Origin of the sequence: Pseudodesulfovibrio sediminis, assembly GCF_020886695.1 — a bacterium.
Taxonomy (GTDB): Bacteria; Desulfobacterota; Desulfovibrionia; order Desulfovibrionales; family Desulfovibrionaceae; genus Pseudodesulfovibrio; species Pseudodesulfovibrio sediminis.
The window spans coordinates 353235-373983 of the sequence record NZ_AP024485.1 but is presented as its reverse complement, the minus strand read 5'-3'; the positions used below and the strand labels follow the sequence as shown (position 1 = coordinate 373983).

Here is a 20749-nt window from a genome sequence, read left to right as displayed (position 1 = left end):
TGCTATCTTTTAATGTTTTTGGTGGAGGCACCAATTTTAACTTCTTCATGATCATAATAAAAAAACACATCTTCCAAATAATCGTCGACCTTGTAATACGCATTGCCAATGCTGATTTCGACACCGGGCTTGACCACCCCCGGAACCAGAACCTTGCATTCTTCAAGGCATTCCGTGCAATACATCCCCTCCCAAAGTTGGACCTTCAGGGATTTGATCAACTCCAGCTCAGCTTTAGCAGACTCAAGCTTTTCTTTATACTCTTCCTGAAATTCATCGTCTTTGTTCAATATCTTCTCAAACGAGGCAATATCATCATGCAGTTTTTTGATACGAATATTCGACTCTCTGTTCACATACAGCAATGAGGGATGGTATCCGAGGACCAACGAGGTGTCGGTATCCAGCCCGCCCCCCAACTGCTCGCCTACATAGATGTAATTATAGGCTGAAATATTTCCACCGGTTAGACGACCGCCAACAGCCAGACGCCGCCCGGCATACACATCACTATGCATCAACGCTCCCTTGATCAAGATATCACGACTTGATTGAAGGGTCGCATTTTCACAAAACGCAAGCTTCATATCTCTTCCGGATTTAACCTGCGCCTTATGTCCTCCCTTGATACCACCCTTACAGTTCAAATCCTGTAACGCCTTGACTTCTGCGCCTTCAATCTGCCCATGGACAGAAAGATCCCGGCCCCGCACAGAAAATCCTGAGCGCACAGAACCGTCTATGACCACATTACCTATAAAATCTATGTTTCCGGTATGATAATCGATATCCTTGGCAAGGATGAGCGTGTCTCTTACGACTATTTTTCCATCTTTATAACAAACATACCCGTCCTTTGCTGCGTAGAGCCGATCTGGATGCCTATGTTTGATACCAGTACCTCGACCAGCCGGAAAAGCCTTCTCATCATAGACGAATCGCTCGTCCTGACCATTGGCGTCTTCAGCCAGCTCAACCCACTCCGCAATGACAGCACCGGCTTCCACACTATGCACAAAGTGCTTTTCATGGTGGTCCACACTGCCGTCAACCTGCTCGGCTGGTTTGAGTTTTGTCAGATCCCAGTCGGGGTCAAAGTAATGTTTCAGAATATAGGGCATAAACTCCCGTGTCACCAGCCACAGCCAGCTACAAGATCATTCACATAAAAAACGGTAATTGCACACAATTTTAAATTCTGAATACCATATTCAATATTCAAATTACCGTCAATGATTAACACTGCTTATCAAAAAAAACGGACAAACATATAATTTATATACCTGCAACTCTAAAGATACCCCAAAAGATGTCGATAACAAACGTAAGAGGTGAATCAGGATTGGGATGATTCGTGTAACACCAGGGAGGGAGACCATGAATATCCCCGATATAAGAATCGACACAAAGCAAGGTATGCGCTCGGAGAGTGTGACACCGGCTAAGGCAGTGGCCCGGCAGCCCGATCAGGGCGAGACAGCGAAGCGCACGGATGCGGTCAACAAGCAGGACGCATCTGATACTGATGCTCAATCAAACCATTTTTCCAGAGAAGAGTTAAACACGCTTGTTGCTGAAGCAGAAAAGCAGCTTGAAAATTCGAACGTGCAACTGAAGTTCAATATTCTGGAAGAAAACGACACCGTGCAGGTGGAAATTGTCGACGCAGAAGGAAAGACCATCCGCAAGATTCCTGATGATGATTTTCTCAAGTTGACAAAGTCTCTGAAGAATCTCGGTCAAGGCTTTTTGAACGAAGTCTCCTAGATCGTTACTCATTTCACAGCCAAATATTCACGCCCCTGCCCCTGAGGCCGGGGCGATTTTGGCCGTTTTTCGTCTGAATCCAACACACTTGCCTTCATGTATTGTCTTGATGCATACTACAAACAAGTAGCAGTCAGCAAACATGGAGGCAACCATGTCCGATATCAGCATTTCTACGAACACCATACAATCCATGGCAATGGAGAATCAGATTTCTGGTCCGGAATTCATTCCAGACCAGACCAGCGAGATTTCTTCCGGGATGAATTCCAAGGGACTAGATTCGATGGAACAAGCTGTGACTGGAGCTGAAGTCGCCTCCAAAACGGAAGATTTCATTGGTGCCGGCACTGACTTCGGCTCCACTGGAACCGATATTGATATCCAGCAGGCGGTAAACTCGACATTAAGTACAGGCATAGGCAGCATTGCCGACACCATCGCTTAAACACCATACACAAAAAAGCTCCCGGCCAAATGGCCGGGAGCTTTTTATTTGCTCTTACTTCGATTCTACCATTTCTTTTTGCGCTGTTCTTCGAGAGCCGCTTCCTGCTCATCAAAGGAGTCGAACCCGGCATGACGCATGGCATCATAAACCGTGTTGTTCCAATCCCAGCTGGCATAGATAACCGGCTTGTGGAATACAGCCCTGAACTGCTCCATCTCCTGGCGATAGAACTCTTCCTTGGGTGTCTCGATATTGTCGCGGAGCTGTTCTCCGAAACGATCGAGTTCACCTTCGTACCATTCCATAAAGTCTTCTGATGATTTGTATTTCTTCAGGATATGGCCATAGCTGTTCTGCTCAAGAAGATCTTTCAACTTGGTCATGTGCTGCGCTTTGAGCCACGTACCCAAGTCACGTGTCTTGATGTTCTCGGCTTCTACCGCAGCCATATCAAGCTTGGTCTGGTGGTACGTATCAGGAACAACCGATGCCGACACGATACCGGCAATGGCAACCAGGCCGCGCAGGATAACGGAGTTGGAAACGCCCTGCCCACAAAAACCGACCTTTTTGCCGACTTTCTGACCAGAGAAGATGGCGCACAGGATAGCCCAGACAACTGCAGGATCTTCTTCATCATAGATATGCTGCAAGCTTGCGTTATCGCGGTCTGTTGCCAGAACCATCTGGGTCATATCGTTGGAGCCGATGGAGAAACCGTCGACTTCCGTAAGGAATTCCTTACACAGAATGGCGTTGCTCGGAATCTCAGCCATGAGGATGACCTTGAGACCATCCTTGCCGGATTCAAGATTGTGCACCTGTTTGAGATAGCGCTTCATACTGCGCGCTTCTTCCAAGGTACGGACAAACGGGAACATGATGGACAGGTTTGTACCACCGTAGATACCACGGGCCAGCTTGAAAGCTTCGAGTTCCCAGTCGTGAATATTTCTGGAAACACCCCGGTATCCCATCATGGGGTTGTCTTCTTCAGCCTCGAACAGCAAACCGCCAAGCAGGTTGCGATACTCATTCGACTTGAAGTCAGTGGTACGGTAAACGATGTTGCTGCCGTAGAAAGCCATGGCAAACAGCGCCAAGCCCTGAGCCAGGGTCTGAATGTAGTTTTCCTTACCGGAAGTATAGCCGCGAGACTCAAGGATGTGGCGAATGCGATCAGGCAGAGTTGCCACTTCATCCATTTCGGATTTCAGCCCCATTTTGAGGGCCACTTCTTCGCGCAGACCTATAATTTTATCAATATGAGCAATGAATTCAGGCTCATTCTTCAATCGTTCCACATAGGTGGCAATTTCCTTTTCATGCTGCCTGCGAATCTTCCAATCCTCTGAACGGGGTTCGGGAGCAGTCTCAAGCATGTCATGGTACCCCAGAACAACGGCCACGTGGGCTTCCATGTCAATGGACGTCTTGAGCACATCGAGGCGTTCAGTGGCCAAGGAGATATGGTCATCCAATTTGTGATCCATTTCCCGCAGGCGACGGTGCATGGCGAGCACTTCGTCAGTGCTGCGTGCGCCTTCCTGCTCAGCCAGGGCTTCCATTTCCTTGTTCAGCCCGGTGATCAGACCGACGTAGTCACGAAGCTTGAGGGGGATGGAAATCAGCCCGGTGTCGAGCTGCTCTTTCATGACCTTGGTCAACTTGGAGTCCATTTCCTCGATCTTTTCTTCCACTAGATCGTTCAAGGTGTCCTTGTCATATGCTTCGAGAGCCATGGGATGGACACCAATATTGCCAAGCATGAACTCTGCACGGAGCAGGCCGATTTCAAAATCGGGAACCTGACGCAGACGGGACAGGAACAGCGCCTGACCGACGTCAGCCAGAATAAGACCAACCTTGGTTTTGGTTGCAGGAAGTTCATCGACCTTGATCTCACCACCAACTTCCACCAGGGGAAGTTCGCCGCGATACACTTTGCCGCGTGAGCCATCGACCGTGACCTGCTGCCCTTCCAGGGCCCTCAGAGCTTCGATGCGCTGAATACCAATGATGGCCGGGATGCCCAGTTCGCGGGAAGTAATAGCCGCGTGGCTTGTATCACCACCAACATCCGCAAGGATGGCGGAAGCGATACGCATACCCGGAACCATGTCCGGATCAGTACGTGCCGCGGCCAGAATTTCACCCTTGTTGATCTTGTTGAGTTCCAGTGCGGAACGGAGATATCTGACCGTTCCCTGCCCTGCGCCACGGGAAGCGCCGTTGCCTTCCAGAATGACTTCGGCAGAATTAATGGCCTTGGGGTCCACTTCCAGACGGCGCATGAAAATGGTGTTGGGATGCAGTTCGATGTCTTCATTCCAGCGCGTTTCAGGACGGGCCTGAACAAACCAGAGACGATCAGTGCTATCGATGCAGAACTCGGTGTCCATGATCATGCCGTCATAGGCACTGGAAATGGCTCGTACACCTTCTGCAACAGTTTCGGCCTGAGCAATGGACAGGGACCAACGATTGACTTCGTTTTCCGGGACCTTGACCACATGCGTTCCACTGCCGTCCTGCTTGTAGACAATCTTCTTTTCTTTGCAGCCCATATAACGAATGACGACCTCTCGACCGCCATCACGCTGGAATACATAAAATTTATCAGGAGTAACCATACCGCCAACAACGGCTTCACCCAGTCCGTAACTGGCATCGATGGATACGAGATCATTTCGATCGGTACCCCGGCAACCGGTGGCGGTATCAGCAGAAAACGCCGTACCGGAAATAACCGGATTGATCATACGCATGATACAGACAGACAGAGAGGTATGCTCAATGGCCCACTCCTGCTTGGCGATCTCGGCAATGGAATCATCGCCGGTCTCTTCAGCCTTGGTAATGGCGTCAAGAATGGCTTCACGACGGTAGGTCATGGAGCGCAGGTTGTATGCGGAAGCACAATCCCAATGGTACGCCTCAAGGCACTCATCCGCACCCACGATATTCAGATACGTATCCTGCAAACCGGCGAAGGCTTTCTTGCGGCTATCCTCACCAGCAGCCGAAGAACGAACCGCCACTGGCACGTCATCCAGACCGGCTTCCTTGCAAATGGAATTGTAGGCGCCCATGACTTCCTTTCCGATCTCTTCAGGGACATCCACAGAAAGGATGGCGGACTGAACCAGAACCGAACGCATGCGCAGCTGGTCAATACCCTCGGGAGAAGTGGCGAACCCTTCTACTACATTATTAATAAAGGTGCGCAGACGGATAGGCGTTCCCGACTGCTTTTCGGACTGTTCACGAATCCGTTTGCCGACTTCGCGAACAAATTGTTGCAGGAATTCAGAGTCTTCGTTGACGGCATCCGAATTCCAATCAACCTTATTGTATTCCTTGTCGACAGTGGCGCGCACAACAGCGGCATTCACCTTCGTGTCGTCAAGAATTGTATGAAATACATGAGATGAAATGGCCCTGAACTCCGGGGCCCTTATGCCAGGAACCTGGCTGATGATGGCAGTATTATAGTTCTTGCCACCAACGAGAAGCTCAGCTTCTTCACCGATCTTCTTGATGTCGGCACCGTTGAGAACCAACTTCTTCATGAGACTCTCAGTTTTCGCGTCCGCCTTCTTGGCTTTGGCACCCTCAGTTTTGTCTGCGGGCTTTTTCTGGGTCTTGGCCATTTCATCCTCCTGGTTGATCCGTGCAGTTGAAGCGGATTGATTGCCTCTTCAACCGAGGCCCACGGATTCCATATGATTTGAGTGTATACAAAAAAACAATCAAGACATAAGTTTCGAGTACTCGTTTACAGGTATTTCCAACTATTCGTCAACGAAACAATTGGTCTGACCATTGTGCCAAAAAACCATAAAATTATGCATTTTCAAAATATGCACACTCGATCGAAGAAATAGGATATCCCAAAAAAAGACAGGACCGACGCACAGTTATTGTGCATCGGCCCTGATTTTTATCATACGCGCTCTCAAAGCACGTCTTATTTCGTTTTCAGACCAATTTAAATTGATTTGAACTTTTTATACTTTTTGTCCGCAATTGGCGCAGAAGTTGGCATCTTCATTGGCGATCTCGGCTTTGCATGTGGGGCAGACGCCACCATCAGGACCAAGTTCAACCAAGAGCTCCCCTTCAACAACAGGAATCATCTTCTTGTCTTCGGTATAGTTACCGGACTTGAGGACGCGACGTACGGTACCGCCCATGGGAGCAAGTACAGCCTTCTCCTGTTTCATGATGGAGATGTTGAACAGCTCCTCCCCTTCCTTGACCCTGTCACCAGGTTGCACGTGGGTGACCCACAGGTCGCCATTACTGGGCGAACCAACGTGATACGGGTTAGCAGGATCAGCCATTTCATTGCTGTCCTTGCTTCCGGATTCCGGCTCGGCAATCTTCACCTGATGGCTCATGATTTCGGAGTCGAGAATATAGCGGACAACACACATACCATTTTCATCAGGTTCAGAGATATCAAGAATACGCATGACGTGCGGCTTCTTGCAGTTACCCTGGAATTGGAGCAGTTCGCCCTTTTCAAGCCCTTCAAACCAGACATCGACAGGCAGATTGTTAATATTGCCATACTTCTCACAGAAGTCGATGGTGGTAATGGCGTCGCCAGGGTGGTTGAGGTACATGACGAATTCTTCTTCGGAAGGCTGCCGATGAAGACGATTCTGCAAAGCCTTCTTCTCGGCTTCGAGGTCCACATCCACCAACGTGACAAGAGGGGACTCCTCGGTCCTGTCTTTGATGGCATTTTCCCACCCTTTACCAAAGGCGGACTGGTAAACCCAGTCTTCGGGGAAACCGAGGGGCAACTTACCAAACTTGCCAAGCAACAGATTTCTGAACGCATCATTGGCATCACGATACAGGTCGAGTCGGGCGCTGCGTTCCAGGCTGGTCAGATCGCTCTCGGAACAAAGGTTGACGATATCCATAATGGAAAGCAACCTGCGAACCTCGCGTTCACCACCACGCTTGTATGCACCGGTAACAGCCAGGAATGCCGTATTCCAGGTAATCTGAGAACCAGGCGTCACGTCATGGTAACGAACCACCTTGCGGGTCCCTTCAAGGAATTTCAACATATAGGGCAGAAGCTTGATATAGCCCTGCTTGAGTGCCCCCTCCTGAGAGGAAGAGGTCGCGCCACCAGGCATGCCATGACGAACAACATCATGATCGATGCCCTGAAAGTACGGTGCGGTATATTTATCGTAGTAAGGCATGATCTGCTTGAGCTGGAAGCTGGTTGCACGGATCATATCCTTATCAAGATGCGTCTGCAGGCCAACCTCATCCTCGATGTAGGCAGCTGTGGAAAGCACTTCACCCTGTCCATACCAGCGAACTGCGGAACCAATGGCCACATCAACGATATGTGCACCGGCATCAGCAGCAGCTCCCATGGTGGGGACAAACAGTCCGTCTGTGTAGTGACGATGGCTGTGAACGACCAGTTCAGGATATTTTTTGGTAATGGCGCCGATCAGTTCACGCATGAATCTGGGCGGGCATACACCGGCCATGTCCTTGAGGCCAAGGATGATTCTCTTCTCAGCCTGCTTCTTGCTGATGCCGGCAGCGTCAGCACACATGGCAACGATATTATCCGTGACTTCCATATACCGCTCTACGTCGAATCCCTTAGCCCAGGAAAGGGATATTGCGGGTTCGAAAATATTGCGTTTGGAATTCATGGCGACCTCAGCAAAGGGACGCATGTTTTCAACGTGGTTAAGGAAATCGAAACAACGGATGATTTCGTAATGTTCGTCAATCATCTCGCAGGTGAGCCGCATGACATTCTTGGGCTGCGGCTTGTAACCGAGGACATTGGTCGACCGCACCAGAATCTGCTTCAAGGTGTTGGGTGCAAACCTGTTCCACTCGGCCGCTTCCATAAACGGATAGGTCATGTTCGCCAGCATGGCCACATGGAAGTGTGCCCCGCCACCGTTCTCCAAAGAGAAGAAGCCGCATTTATCCAGACTCGGACCAATGATTTTGTCTTCAGCCAAACGGAAACGGTTACCGCTGTTGGACTGCGTGATATCACGGGTGGTGGTATCGGTCATATGGACGATACCGGCCTCGCGATCCGTACGCAGGGTATCCAGGATCGCATCACGGTCCATCTTGCGTGAAAAGCGCGGCTCGAACCATGAGGACACTTCGGGCGGCTCTGCCAGTTCAAAACGTCCGACTCGCTTGTCCTCGCGTCCGCGATATTCACCGAGCTGCACGTATTTGTTGTACCCCAGTGCGGAAATCTCGGCCACGAGACGAGTCATACGCAAAGAATCAGGCTCACGATCCGAATAGTCCATGAGCTCTGCATAATTATCGCGCACAAAATTGGTATTGTAATCCGCATCGACAAAGCGCTGCTGATCAATAATCTTGCGATGGAAAGGAATAGTCGTTTTCAAACCACCGATCATGTACTCACGCAGAGAACGCTTCATCAGGGAAACGACTTTGTCCCACGAGTTGCCGTAAGCAATCAACAAGGATGCTGCGGAATCATAGTTGGACGGGAAGCGGTATCCATCTCCAATGCAGGAGTCGATACGAATGCCCTGCCCACCGGGAGAAACGTAACGGGTAATACGCCCGGAGTTGGGTTCAAAGTTCTTCTGCGGGTCCTCGCAGTTTATGCGGCACTGCATTGCCCACTGATACGGTTTGGTTGTTTCCTCGTTGAAACGCAGCGTTGAGCCAAAGGCGATGGCGATCTGCTCTTCAACGATGTCAATACCATACCGGCATTCGGTGATACCGTGCTCCACCTGCAGGCGAGTGTTGACCTCAATGAGGTACGGCACGCCATCGGTGTCCACCAGGAATTCGACTGTGGCCAGAGAGTGGTATCCGACAGCGGCAACAAGGCGACGCGAGTACTCTTTCAACTGGGCGCGCAGTTCCGGTGTGAAACCGGGCCAGGGAGAAGGAGTGATTTCAATCAGCTTCTGGTGATTCCGCTGAACAGTACAATCCCGCTCATCCAGGCAGAAAATGTTGCCATGCTGGTCAGCAATGACCTGAATCTCGATATGACGGATGGAGGTCAGCAGTTTTTCGACATACAGACGAGGATTACCGAAAGAAGCCTGCGCCAGAGCCGAAGCCTTGGCAAACGCGTTTTCAAGGTCTTCATCCTGATAGACTTCATAAATACCACGGCCACCACCGCCACCCTCTGCCTTGAGCATGACGGGAAAGCCGATTTCCTTAGCAATCTCACGAGCTTCCGGAATGGAAACGGCGCCCTCAGAACCAGGGACGACCGGCACGTCCTGCTCAATTGCAAGCTTGCGGACCGCAACCTTGTTGCCAAGGATGCGCATGGGTTCCTGGGGGGGGCCAATAAATATAATGCCCGCTTTCTTACATTTTGCCGGGAACGAATCATCTTCTGCGCCAAATCCCCAACCAGGGTGAATGGCGACAACATCATTGGCCTTGGCTTCACGAATGACCCTGTCCAAATCAAGATAGGCACGAGGGTCGGCGCCAAGCATAAGCAGCTCATTGGCACCAGATGTTGCAGGAGAGGTTTTATCAACGTCGGTGGCGGTCATGATCGCCTTGGCATTGAACATTTCGGTGATGGAACGACAGATGCGCCTGGCCGGAATACCCCGGTTGGCTACAAGAATCCGCTTCCCCTTGACCTCTTTAAGTACCTCTTCAAAGGACTTCGACATGAATTTCACTGGTCTCCTAAACAAAATATGACAAAAATACGACTCCGAGCACTCGCCCTGCCTGATGCGGTGCCTAGAGAGGAAAGATCGAGCCGGAAAATACAACCCGCTCTTTTCCACGATGACGTAGTACGAGTCCACCTTTCGGGGAAAGGCCCACAATTACGGCCTTATAGGGGGTCTCACCTCCTTCCCTGACCAAGACATCCTTCCCTATCCAGGCAAGGTTGTTCTCGATCAACACAAGAAGTTGTGCTGGCGGAATCTCGTCGAGCATGACTTCATACACATTTCTCCCACGGTTTACAAGGGTTTCAAGTAGGGAGAGAGGCCCACCAGAGAAGGATGGTATTACGATTTTGGCTGCAGGGACCGAATGATCTTCGCGTAAATCGGACTCAGGAGGACAATCAGCAAGATTCAACCCGAAACCCAAAATAGATGTATCCTTGTTTTCTTCTATCAACATACCGCCAACCTTCTGACCTAATTGAAGAATATCATTTGGCCATTTGATTGTAACGGCTGCCCCGAGTTTCTCCAAAACAGAGGTCACTATATAGCCAGAAACCAGTGGCAGGAGCGTATTCATATGGCCTGCCCACAGCCCGGATGCCGGTTGTTTTGGCAGGACTATCGAGGCGTGCAGATTTCCTGACAACGACTTCCAGGGACGTCTCAATTGTCCCCGTCCACCCGTCTGAACTGCGGAAATGATAGCGCCCCACTCCCCCAGATGCCCTTGGACAACAAGTTCACGGGCCATCTCCATGGTCGAACCGCAGGTATGGGCCACCACAATGGTGGAGGTGGCATTCCCTGCCTTCAACCAGGAGGCGTCAGGGATATCGACTTCTTCCCATGGTCCAAAGGAGAACGTATCTGCTTTCCATAGTCCATGCATTGCGGAGAGAGGGGCAAAATCCGTTTTTTTAAGAAATATTCCTTGTGGAAGCATGCTTTACCTTGTGCTAAGTAATCCCAATGAGAGTGTATTTGGCTGGCGGCGCAGTCCGCGATCTCCTGCTTGGCAGAGAAATTTCTGATAGGGACTATCTCGTAACCGAGACGAATTGTGAAGAATTCCAGGCAGCTTTTCCAAACGCAAAACAGGTCGGGTTGGCCTTCCCTGTCTTTCTGATTGACCGCATCGAATTTTCCTTGCCTCGTGCCGCCTCATTGCTGGAAGAATTAAAATCCAGAGACCTGACTGTCAATGCACAATTGCTCGATGAAGACGGAAATTTAATCTGCCACCCCTTGGGTTTTGATGATACCTGCAACAAAATCCTCCGCCCTGCTTCCGAGCGTTCATTTGAAGACGACCCACTCAGGGTGTTCCGTGCGGCTCGATTCTGGGCGCAAATGCCTGACTTCACTCCCCATGAGGAGTTGATACAGTCCATGAGAGAAACGGCTCACAAAGGGCTGCTCTCAACAATAGCTCCAGACCGCATTGGCACAGAAGTAAGAAAGGCCCTTGCCGGGGCGGCCCCTGGCAACTTTCTTCGCTTGCTCGATATGGCGAATTGCCTGCAGCCATGGTTTCCGGAATTTGAACACGCATCGATCATACCGGCAGGCCCGCCAGCCTATCACGACACCCATGTTCTGGAGCATACGTGTCAGGTTATGGATCGCCTCAATGGCGACCCTGTGAGCGTGTGGATGGGACTCTGTCATGATATTGGTAAGCCTTTGACTTCGAAAGAAAAACTTCCTAGCCACCATGGGCACGACAGGGTGGGAATCGAGCATGCAGAGACCCTGGCTATGCGAATTCGCATGGCCAATGTCTTTAAAACTGCGGGCATGAAAGCTGCCAGATGGCACATGGTTGCCGCTCAATACCCAGCACTGAGACCGGGGACAAAAGTGGACCTGCTCATGGACCTCCATCTTTCCCAAACGCTGCAACCACTTTTTCGCCTGGTCAAAGCCGATCACGGCACCAACATTCTGCATCAGGCCGAAGAGGATCTGCGGCGCATACTCCCCGTGCGGCTCAATCCAAAAGATATGAATTTAAAAAAGAAATCCGGTGAAATTCTTCGTCAACTTAGAGCGCAAAAGCTGGTTGAAAAAAGTAATAACTAACGGCTTTTTTTTGACAAAAAAACATGGAACGTCTAATGATACTAACGCTGACAACTTGAAGACAGCATTTATTGAAAGACATTAAGGAAATCGACAATACTGGAGAGACAGATGCGACTCGTTACCCGATCCGATTTTGACGGCTTGGCCTGTGCCACCCTGCTGAAACACCTGGACATCATCGACGACTACCTTTTTGCCCATCCCAAGGATTTGCAGGATGGTAAAGTTGAGGTGACCCAGAAGGACATTCTGGCCAATGTCCCGTACGTCGAAGGTTGCGGTCTCTGGTTTGACCATCACACAAGCGAAAAGGATCGCCTCGGCGACTTTGAATTTGAAGGAGAAAGCAAGCCCCTGCCCAGTTGTGCTCGCGTTATCTATGAGTATTATGGCGCTGACAAATTTCCCCAATCCTTCAGTGACTTCATGAACGCCGTCGACAAAGTGGACTCAGCCAATCTGACAGTGGAAGAGATAACCGATCCGTCCGGTTGGATTCTGCTTGGATACATCATGGACCCGCGTACCGGCCTGGGACGCTATCGCGACTATCGAATCAGCAATTATCAGCTCATGCTGGATATGATCGAATACTGCCGCACCATGACCTCCTATGAAATACTGGAACTGCCTGACGTGCAGGAGCGTATCGAAAAATATCGCACTGATGAGCCGAAGTTCATCGAGATGCTCAAGAACAACTCGACAGTATTCGACAATGTCGTGGTGCTGGATCTGCGTCTCCAGGAGACCATATATTGCGGCAACCGTTTCATGATCTATACGCTGTTCCCGGAATGCAATGTCAGCATCCGGATTATTTGGGGATTCAAGAAACAGAACGTCGTCTTCACTGTGGGACATTCCATCACGAACCGCTCCAGCAAGACAGACGTCGGCTCACTCATGCTCTCGTTCGGCGGTGGCGGACACAAGGCTGTCGGCACCTGCCAGGTTCCTGAAAGCGAGACATCCGAAACACTCAAGAAGATGCTCGACCGGATCAACGCAGACGGTTAAATCTCTGCTTTTTTTGGAGAATATTAATGCAACGATTTCTCATAGTTGACAAGAACGAACAGTCCTGCATGCTCATGGCCATGACGCTCAGCAAATTTGCAGAATGCGCTGTAGCCACACAGGGCGAGGAAGCCATTCGACTTTTTGAACGTCAGATCGGACAAGCCCCCTATGACGCCGTACTCATGGGAACCAGCATGCTGTATGACACAGGTATCGATGATATCAAAACCATGCGGACCATGGAAATGAAGACCGGTATTGATACTGCGGACGAATTCAAGCTGGTTGTACTCACGGATCACAGAGATCTTCAAGATCTCAACGCTTCATTCATTGACCACAACCCGGACGCCTTTGTTCCCAGAACCTCTTCAGAAGAAGACTGGGAGCTTGAACTCGGCAAGATACAATTGTCTTAATCTGTTAAATATAAGGAAGACATGGCTGTAGCTATGTCCTCTTTTCGTGAAGCGTACAGGATTTTGCACCACTGCACGATGCAGCCTTTCACTTTTTGAGGTTTTGGCAGTTCGACAATCTCGGGCAGTTCCAAATGAGTGAAATCAATAGGCGTGAAGCACATGTCCATATCCAGCTCACACCCTTCCATGAGGCAGACATCGCCCATAATTCTTTCCTTGGACATCTGAACAGGGTCCAACTCCTTGACGTGCCGCAAAATTGCTGTTGTGGACATATCATCATTGATCCGTTGAACTCGGTAATTGATATGCTCAGCCAACGCCTTTATTCTCAAGTAATGAATCGTTCTCAACTTTCGCCCTGGCTGTTCAGGGTTATCATAATACCGTCCGTTGAGATATTCTTCTGAAATACAATACAGATCTTCATAAGCCATACGAACACATTTGATGTATCGCCCACGCATGGTCAACGCAAAAGGCTGTTCCCCCTGCGGTTCCGGCGAAACGACACAATCAGGGATATCTGACGGGACCATGCCGAGAGCGGTATAAAAATCGTCTTTGGATTCACTATCGAGCAGCAAGGCATGAAGACGGGCAATCGCCTGAAATAAGGACGGAATCGTCTTTTTCAAATCATCAACAAGAGAATAGAAAGCGGCAGTGGTACTTTCGAGATCCTTTCTTGCTCCAAAGTACGACTCTGCCATGTCTGTGACGACACTCTGATGGAGTTGATCGGCAAAATCTTCGATATTGGACACGACTTCCCCTAGTATGATTACTTGAATTGATAATTTCTGTCGTATTTTCTCCCTAAAACTTCCTCTGGTCAACATATTTACGTTGATTCAACGGCTCAAACCCACTAGAGTGCCAGCGTCCAAACATCATCAATCCGGAGCACCCTATGCTGCTGAACGAACACAAGAGCAAAACTCTTTTTGATAAAGCCGGTATCCCGGTCCCCGAAGGCTATGCAGTTTTCCCTGGGGAGGAAACCGCTTTCAAACCGGATTTTCCACTACCATGGTTCCTTAAGTCACAAGTACTTACAGGTGGACGCGGTAAAGCTGGCGGTATTCTACGCATTGATGATGTAGCCGATTTTTCAAAGACTGCAAGGCAGCTTTTCGAGTTGAAAATCAAAGGGCACACTGTTCCCTTCATTCGGGTTGAACCCGGCGCGGAAATCGTTCGCGAATTCTATGTCTCTTTGACAGTTTCCCGTGAACGCCGTTGCATCCTGCTGACGATTGGTCGAGAAGGCGGCGTGGAGATCGAGAATCTCGGCGCAGACAACCTGCTTGTGCAGGAAATAAAGCTGCCCGGCGGGCTGGCACCCAACCAGATCCGCGCGGCCTTTTTCCACCTCGGCCTGCAAAAGGAACAGCTCAAGGAATTCGCCACCCTGCTGACAAATTTGTTCAACGGCATGCTGGATAATGGTCTGCTGATGGCAGAAATCAACCCTTTGATCATGACGCCTGATAACAATTTCATCGCCTTGGACGGTAAAGTTGAGGTGGATGACAACTACGCGGACCTGACTCCCGAAATGGAGACCTTGTACCAGCGCGAACACGCTACGCCGGAAGAAAATATTGCACGCGATGCCGGCCTTTCTTTCGTCAAACTTCCTGGCTGGGTCGGATTGATGGTCAATGGTGCCGGCTTGGCCATGGCCACCATGGACCTGCTCAACTTCTCCAAACTCCCTGCCAGCAATTTTCTGGATCTGGGGGGAGCTGCTGATCAACAACGAATGGAAACAGCATTGGAGCTTCTCTTTGGAGACAATCAGGTCAAAGCTATTTTTATCAACCTTTTCGGTGGAATACTCTCTTGTGAAAAGGTCGCTCTGGCAATGCAGGGAGCACTCGGCGGCAACGCCCCTCAAAAACCCATCGTGGTTCGCATGTCTGGCAAAGACGCCGAGTCAGGTCTGAAAATCCTCAAGGAACTGCATGTGGACAATCTCCACATGGCCGCCGACATGAAGTCCGCCATTGATATCCTCGACACCTTGAAGCCGACAGACGCACAGGTTGTCGACTTCCCGGCTCCCATGGATCAAGCAGCCGGCACACGCCCGGCTCCCACAGGATACGAAAACGACGCTGTATTCGGTATCGACAAACACACTCCTATCCTCGTGCAGGGCATCACAGGCCGTGAGGGCCAACTCCACACTCGACTCATGCTGGAATACGGCGCCAATGTCGTTGCCGGAGTCACTCCGTTCAAGGGAGGACAGGAAGTCCTCGGAGTGCCGGTATACAACTCCATTGCAGAGGCAAAACGTTCCCATGAGATCGGTGCCAGTATCATTTTCGTCCCTCCCCGCATGGCGGCAGACGCCGTTGCCGAGGCCGCTGGCAACGCAATCCCCTGGGCCGTCTGCATCACGGAAGGCATTGTCCAGCACGATATGCTCGCCACGTTCGAACAGATCAAGGACTCGCCAACCCGTGTAGTCGGTCCCAATACGCCAGGAATCATCGTCCCGGGGCAAACCAAGATAGGCATTCTGCCCACCACTCCGTTCATGCCCGGCCCTGTTGCAGTCCTCTCCCGCAGCGGCACACTGACTTACGAAGTCGCAGACCGGCTGACCACGGCTGGTATCGGTCAATCTCTTTGCGTCGGCATTGGGGGCGATCCGTTTATCGGAATAAATTTTGTTGATATGTTTGAAATGATTCGTAATCATAATGAGACAAAAGCTGTTGTCGTACTTGGTGAAATCGGCGGGCAGGCAGAAGAGAATCTGGCTGAATACGTAATGGAAACCGGATTCGACAAGCCCGTCATTTCCTTTATCGCAGGCCAGACAGCTCCTCCCGGCAAACGCTTGGGCCATGCCGGGGCCATCCTGGAAAAAGGTGGCGGTATTGAACACAAACTCGCCACCATGGCAAAAGCCGGTTTTGCCATCTGCCCCAGCCTTGAAGCTGTTTCAGAAATGACTGCCAAGGTTTTGAAATAAAGGATTATATTTTGAAGGTATTGCTTCTCGATTTAGGTACAATCATGCGTGGTGGACAGCGGCAGGTCTTTTACCTTGCCCGATTTCTGGCCCGTACGCCCGGCTTCGAGCCAATGGTTGCCGTTCCAGGCAACGCCCCACTCATAGCTTTGCTTGAAGAAGCCGAGATTCCTTTTACCAGATTGCCCTCATCCCGAGATTACAATCCGTTCAACATCTGGAAGCTGAATAAACTCGTAAAAACGTTTCAACCGGATATCGTGCACACCAACGACGCAAAAGGCGCCTCTCTGGCTGCGTTGATCAAAAAGCACAAGGGAGGATTCAAGCTGGTTCACAGCCGTCGCGTTTCCTACCGGCTCAAACCGGGGTGGAGCAGAAACAAATACCTGCTTGGCGATGCTCTGGTCGCTGTCAGTGAAGAGATTCGCGAAGTCCTTGTTTCCTGTGAAATCCCGGAAGATAAAACATCCACGATCCACAGCGGAATTGACGCGAGAATGTATACCGAGGAGGACAGAAAACACCCTGTTCTCACTCTGGGCGCAGTGGGTGCACTCAGCACTCAAAAAGGATTCGAAGTACTCATCGAAGCCCTTGCTCACCTCAGAGAAGACCCCACCATGCCCGACTGGCAGTGTATGATCGCCGGTGATGGCCCCTTGCAACAGGAATTGAAACTCCAGGCCGAGAATCTCGGTTTGGCCGGCTCCATTCTCTTTCTCGGGTACAGGGATAGTCGTGAGGTGTTGCCTGAAATCGACATTCTGATCATCCCATCAGTGGACGGTGAGGGCTCTAACGCGGTCATCAAGGAAGGCTGGGTAACCAAGACCCCTGTCATAACCTCTGACCTGCCCTCGAACCTGGAACTGGTCACCCATGAGCATGATGGCCTTGTCTTCCGTAATCGCGACGCGTCTGAACTGGCGACTGCCATTGCCCGCATAGCAACCGACGCAAAACTGGCTACAGAACTGGTCAGAACCGGTACTGAGTCCGTGTCATTATATACGGATCAGACCATGGCAAGACAGTACACCACCGTCTATAAAAAGCTCTTGGAAGATCCCCAGTGATCACATTGTGATCACTGAAATCATTTGAATTTCCCATCCAGAATCAGATGAGACAGGTATCCTGCCGTGAAAGCGGCATAGAAAGGTAAAAAATACGGTAGACTCTCGATTCCCCTGACAAACAACGGAATCAACAAAATCGGCACGGGAACCAGAAACATGGCCCACCATGTATGCGTCCACCCTCTATGCGACCCAACAGCAGGGAGCATGGAGAAAAGGCCGAACCAGGCTGCCCATACATAGTAACCAAGCAGTATCAGTCCCAGATCAACCACCACAAAGACGGCATAATACAGATTCTGTCCCTTGGAATTGGTATCCACATCCGGAAACAGAGCGCCGAGCAGACAAAATCCGAGCAATCCACTTGCCAAAAGGGGATCGAACACAAGCCAACCCAGCAGGACGGCCCCTACCAATCCCATGACGCCGAAGAAAAGGCCTCCGGCGAGATGTCCTTGATACCCTGGCATGATCTACTTATTCAGGCGCGCAAACGCTCCGCATGACAAAATCACAGGCTTCTTCATATAAGCCGGGGATTTCGTAAGGAGCAAGAAAACGAGTACGTACGGCACCGACGATCGTACCGTAAACCATGAATGCGGTCTGGGAAATCGGCAATGCGCGGATAGAACCATCCCCCACTCCACGCTGAATATATTCCTCAATCAGATCAATAAGCTCTCGGAATTTGGCACCAATCTTCTCTCGATCAAGATCGGGGTTATCATCGCTGAACGGAGAACACCGGATAACGGTTGGAAAGGTTTTCTCATTTTGAATGGTATAATCCAGATATGTCTTCACAAAGACGCCCAAGGCTTCACAGCCATTGGCACAGTCTGCGGTTTTGTCACGCAGCACACCAATCATGGCGTCAATCAGCTCACTGCCGGCCACCATGAACAGGTTTTCCTTGGATTCGAAATAATGAAAAACCAGACCAGAGGCTACCCCGGCTTTTTCGGCAACCATTTTCATAGTTGTTCCAGCATATCCGCATCGAGCGAATATCTCCTGGGCAGAGGCAAGAATTTTTTCTTTCTTCGTCATCGTGTTATTTCCCTGAGATTGATAATTACCGCCATTGCTTAGTACGACATGAAGGATTGTTCAAGGAGAATTTCCCGGTCGCAAATAAAGAAAAAGGGCAGAAGCCGCAGCTTCTGCCCCATCATATTCATGTAAATAGAACTACATAGCATCAGAAGACTGCAATTCCTCAATCTGCTTGTCGATCTCCTTTTGGAGACGATCAGGCAGCCCCATGATATCCGTATTCAGGAAACCACGAACAATGGTGGACGTTGCTTCATCTTCGTCCATACCGCGGGCCATGAGGTATTCAATTTCTTCCTGGGCAATCTTACCCACAGAGGCCTCGTGAGAAAGCTCGACACCTTCAGCCGTGCCATCCAACTCGGGGATAGCCCAGATACGGCCTCCACCCAAAATAAGCCCCTGACACTCCAGGTGTCCTTTGCTCGGGACATGATGAGCACCAATGTGCCCACGGTTGATGATGGTGCCACCAGAAGAAATGGTCCGAGCGATGATTTCACACCGGGTGTGCGGTGCGTTCATCACAACACGGTTGCCCATATCAAGATGAGAACCCTCTGTGGCCACGACCACAGAGTTGAAGCGGGCCACGGAATGGGGGCCGTTCATCTCGATGGAGGGATACATCTGCAAATCCTTGACCGGCTTGAGCAAGACGTAATTGGACAGAAACTTGCCGCCCTCTTCCACGACACCTGCAGAACGAGGGCGCACAGCAACGTCCTCGGACCAGTTGTGAATCATGGTAAATGTCAGAGAGGCGTTCTTTTGAACGAAGAACTCGGAAATGCCGAGATGCGCTCCAGCCTTGGTGCCATGAGCAACAGAACATCCCGTGATGATATGCGCCTCTGCACCTTCTTCGATAATCACGAGGTTATGGACGTTTTGCCCGACATTCTCTGATTTGAGCATGAGACAGGACTGAATGGGGTCCTTGATTTTGGCACCTGCTTTTACACGGATAAAATATCCACCATGCAGATTGTCATAGGCTGCTCGTGTATATTCGTCCTTGTCCTTGTCCACCAGGGTCCAGAAGTATTCCTTGAGACCGTCATACTTCTTGAGGGCTTCCTTGATGTCCATGATCTCCACACCGTCGTCCGAAGACTGACAATGGACAGCGGACTGGTCCATTTGCAGATAGGAAGCGGAACGGGTGCTCAGGTCTGAAACCACACCGGCCATGAGAAGCTGATCCTTGTCTTCATCGGACAAGGCAGTGAGGTCGGAGATGGACTCCTGCTCCACGCCGTCAAAATTAAAATTGGAAAGATCGACTTTATTCATATCAAATCTCCATCAGGAGTTGCTAGTTCATGCAACGGACACATTCCTGGTATCCGTGTTCCCGGATATGGTCCAGAATGTCCCTGGGACGCCCTTCACAGCACAGATGGCCCTGATAGAGGACCTGACCTCTGTCCGCGTTCACGTAATCCAGAATATACCCGGTGTGCGTGATAATCAGACCAGCCGTTTTGGTACGCGCCTTGCGTTCCTTGAGGGTCAGGTCCGGAGCTACATCAAAGTTCCCGTCCAGCACATCACGGGCCACTTTGCCCACCAGCTGCATGTTCTCCATGTCGACACCGGATTCCGGCTCGTCAAAAAGCACCAGATCAGGCTGTTGAGCCATAAGCTGCAGCAGTTCGGAGCGCTTGATCTCACCACCGGAGAAACCAGCGTTGATATCACGATCAAGAAATTCGGTCATGTTGACTGTGGCAGCCAACAGCTCGGTGTTTACTTCGCCCTTGCGGGAACACCGTTGCACCAAATGTCGGGTGCGCAGACCGTGGATGGTCGGAGGACGCTGAAACGACATGCCGACGCCGAGGCGTGCACGCTCGTACATGGGCGCATGGGTAATGTCCTCACCCTTAAAGATGATTTTACCCTTGGTGATATTATAGCCGGAAAATCCCATAAGCGACATAAGCAGGGATGTCTTGCCCGAACCGTTGGGTCCGAACAGAATGAACGTTTCCCCTTCATTTATTTCAAGATTGATCCCCTTGAGGACCTCTTTATCGCCGATTTTGACATGCAGGTCTTCTATGGTCAGCATGTATACCCTCACTTTGAATCATTGTGCAAAAAGGCTCAATACGTAAGCCAGCTCGTGAAGTCCA

The 20749-nt window shown here is 50.5% G+C and carries 16 protein-coding genes; 7 read left to right on the top strand and 9 right to left on the bottom strand.

What is annotated here, in order from left to right:
• Window positions 1-2: 2 nt before the first annotated feature.
• On the bottom strand, window positions 3-1121 hold the full coding sequence (locus SRBAKS_RS01815) for a flagellar assembly protein A (protein ID WP_229593011.1): 1119 nt from the start codon (window positions 1119-1121) through the stop codon (window positions 3-5).
• Between the two features lie 256 nt (window positions 1122-1377).
• Here SRBAKS_RS01815 and SRBAKS_RS01810 point away from each other — a divergent pair, with 256 nt between their 5' ends.
• Together SRBAKS_RS01810 and SRBAKS_RS01805 are read left to right on the top strand one after the other, a co-directional pair.
• Complete coding sequence (locus SRBAKS_RS01810) at window positions 1378-1767, top strand: flagellar protein FlaG (RefSeq protein ID WP_229593008.1); 390 nt, start codon at window positions 1378-1380, stop codon at window positions 1765-1767.
• A 154-nt stretch (window positions 1768-1921) separates the two neighbouring features.
• The gene (locus SRBAKS_RS01805) at window positions 1922-2215 is read left to right on the top strand and encodes a hypothetical protein (protein WP_229593006.1); all 294 of its coding nucleotides are present in this window, start codon (window positions 1922-1924) and stop codon (window positions 2213-2215) included.
• A gap of 65 nt (window positions 2216-2280) precedes the next feature.
• Here the strand turns inward: SRBAKS_RS01805 and SRBAKS_RS01800 are convergent, their stop codons facing one another.
• The 3 genes from SRBAKS_RS01800 to SRBAKS_RS01790 form a co-directional block, all read right to left on the bottom strand.
• A complete protein-coding gene (locus SRBAKS_RS01800; RefSeq protein WP_229593003.1) occupies window positions 2281-5871 on the bottom strand; it encodes a PEP/pyruvate-binding domain-containing protein in 3591 nt (1196 codons plus the stop codon).
• A gap of 357 nt (window positions 5872-6228) precedes the next feature.
• Window positions 6229-9927: a pyruvate carboxylase gene (locus SRBAKS_RS01795; protein WP_229593001.1), complete on the bottom strand. Its 3699-nt coding sequence runs from the start codon at window positions 9925-9927 to the stop codon at window positions 6229-6231.
• A gap of 73 nt (window positions 9928-10000) precedes the next feature.
• The gene (locus tag SRBAKS_RS01790; RefSeq protein WP_229592999.1) at window positions 10001-10885 is read right to left on the bottom strand and encodes a biotin--[acetyl-CoA-carboxylase] ligase; all 885 of its coding nucleotides are present in this window, start codon (window positions 10883-10885) and stop codon (window positions 10001-10003) included.
• A gap of 32 nt (window positions 10886-10917) precedes the next feature.
• Between SRBAKS_RS01790 and SRBAKS_RS01785 the strand changes: the two genes are divergently transcribed.
• From SRBAKS_RS01785 to SRBAKS_RS01775, 3 genes are all read left to right on the top strand, one after another.
• The gene (locus SRBAKS_RS01785; protein WP_229596888.1) at window positions 10918-12024 is read left to right on the top strand and encodes a tRNA nucleotidyltransferase/poly(A) polymerase-related protein; all 1107 of its coding nucleotides are present in this window, start codon (window positions 10918-10920) and stop codon (window positions 12022-12024) included.
• A 111-nt stretch (window positions 12025-12135) separates the two neighbouring features.
• Window positions 12136-13047, top strand: a complete 912-nt coding sequence (locus tag SRBAKS_RS01780; RefSeq protein ID WP_229592997.1) for a DHH family phosphoesterase — start codon at window positions 12136-12138, stop codon at window positions 13045-13047.
• Between the two features lie 26 nt (window positions 13048-13073).
• Complete coding sequence (locus SRBAKS_RS01775; RefSeq protein WP_229592994.1) at window positions 13074-13469, top strand: hypothetical protein; 396 nt, start codon at window positions 13074-13076, stop codon at window positions 13467-13469.
• On the opposite strand, the gene SRBAKS_RS01770 is transcribed toward SRBAKS_RS01775, so the two are convergent.
• A complete protein-coding gene (locus tag SRBAKS_RS01770) occupies window positions 13466-14314 on the bottom strand; it encodes a hypothetical protein (protein ID WP_229592992.1) in 849 nt (282 codons plus the stop codon). The two genes, SRBAKS_RS01775 and SRBAKS_RS01770, sit on opposite strands and share 4 nt — an antisense overlap.
• 71 nt (window positions 14315-14385) lie before the next feature.
• On the opposite strand from SRBAKS_RS01770, the gene sucD reads away from it, so the two are divergent.
• Complete coding sequence (gene sucD, locus SRBAKS_RS01765) at window positions 14386-16464, top strand: succinate--CoA ligase subunit alpha (protein WP_229592990.1); 2079 nt, start codon at window positions 14386-14388, stop codon at window positions 16462-16464.
• A gap of 11 nt (window positions 16465-16475) precedes the next feature.
• Complete coding sequence (locus SRBAKS_RS01760) at window positions 16476-17543, top strand: glycosyltransferase family 4 protein (RefSeq protein ID WP_229592988.1); 1068 nt, start codon at window positions 16476-16478, stop codon at window positions 17541-17543.
• Window positions 17544-17563: 20 nt separating this feature from the next.
• On the opposite strand, the gene SRBAKS_RS01755 is transcribed toward SRBAKS_RS01760, so the two are convergent.
• The 4 genes from SRBAKS_RS01755 to SRBAKS_RS01740 form a co-directional block, all read right to left on the bottom strand.
• On the bottom strand, window positions 17564-18019 hold the full coding sequence (locus SRBAKS_RS01755; RefSeq protein WP_229592986.1) for a metal-dependent hydrolase: 456 nt from the start codon (window positions 18017-18019) through the stop codon (window positions 17564-17566).
• 7 nt (window positions 18020-18026) lie between these two features.
• Window positions 18027-18602 carry a TetR/AcrR family transcriptional regulator gene (locus tag SRBAKS_RS01750; protein ID WP_229592984.1) on the bottom strand — a complete coding sequence of 192 codons (576 nt, stop codon included), beginning with the start codon at window positions 18600-18602 and terminating at the stop codon, window positions 18027-18029.
• Between the two features lie 141 nt (window positions 18603-18743).
• Entirely contained in the window at window positions 18744-19904 is a 1161-nt protein-coding gene (locus tag SRBAKS_RS01745; RefSeq protein WP_229592982.1) for a SufB/SufD family protein, read from the bottom strand.
• Window positions 19905-19926: 22 nt separating this feature from the next.
• Window positions 19927-20685 (bottom strand): ABC transporter ATP-binding protein, encoded by a 759-nt coding sequence (locus tag SRBAKS_RS01740; RefSeq protein ID WP_229592980.1) that lies wholly within the window; start codon window positions 20683-20685, stop codon window positions 19927-19929.
• Window positions 20686-20749: the final 64 nt, after the last annotated feature.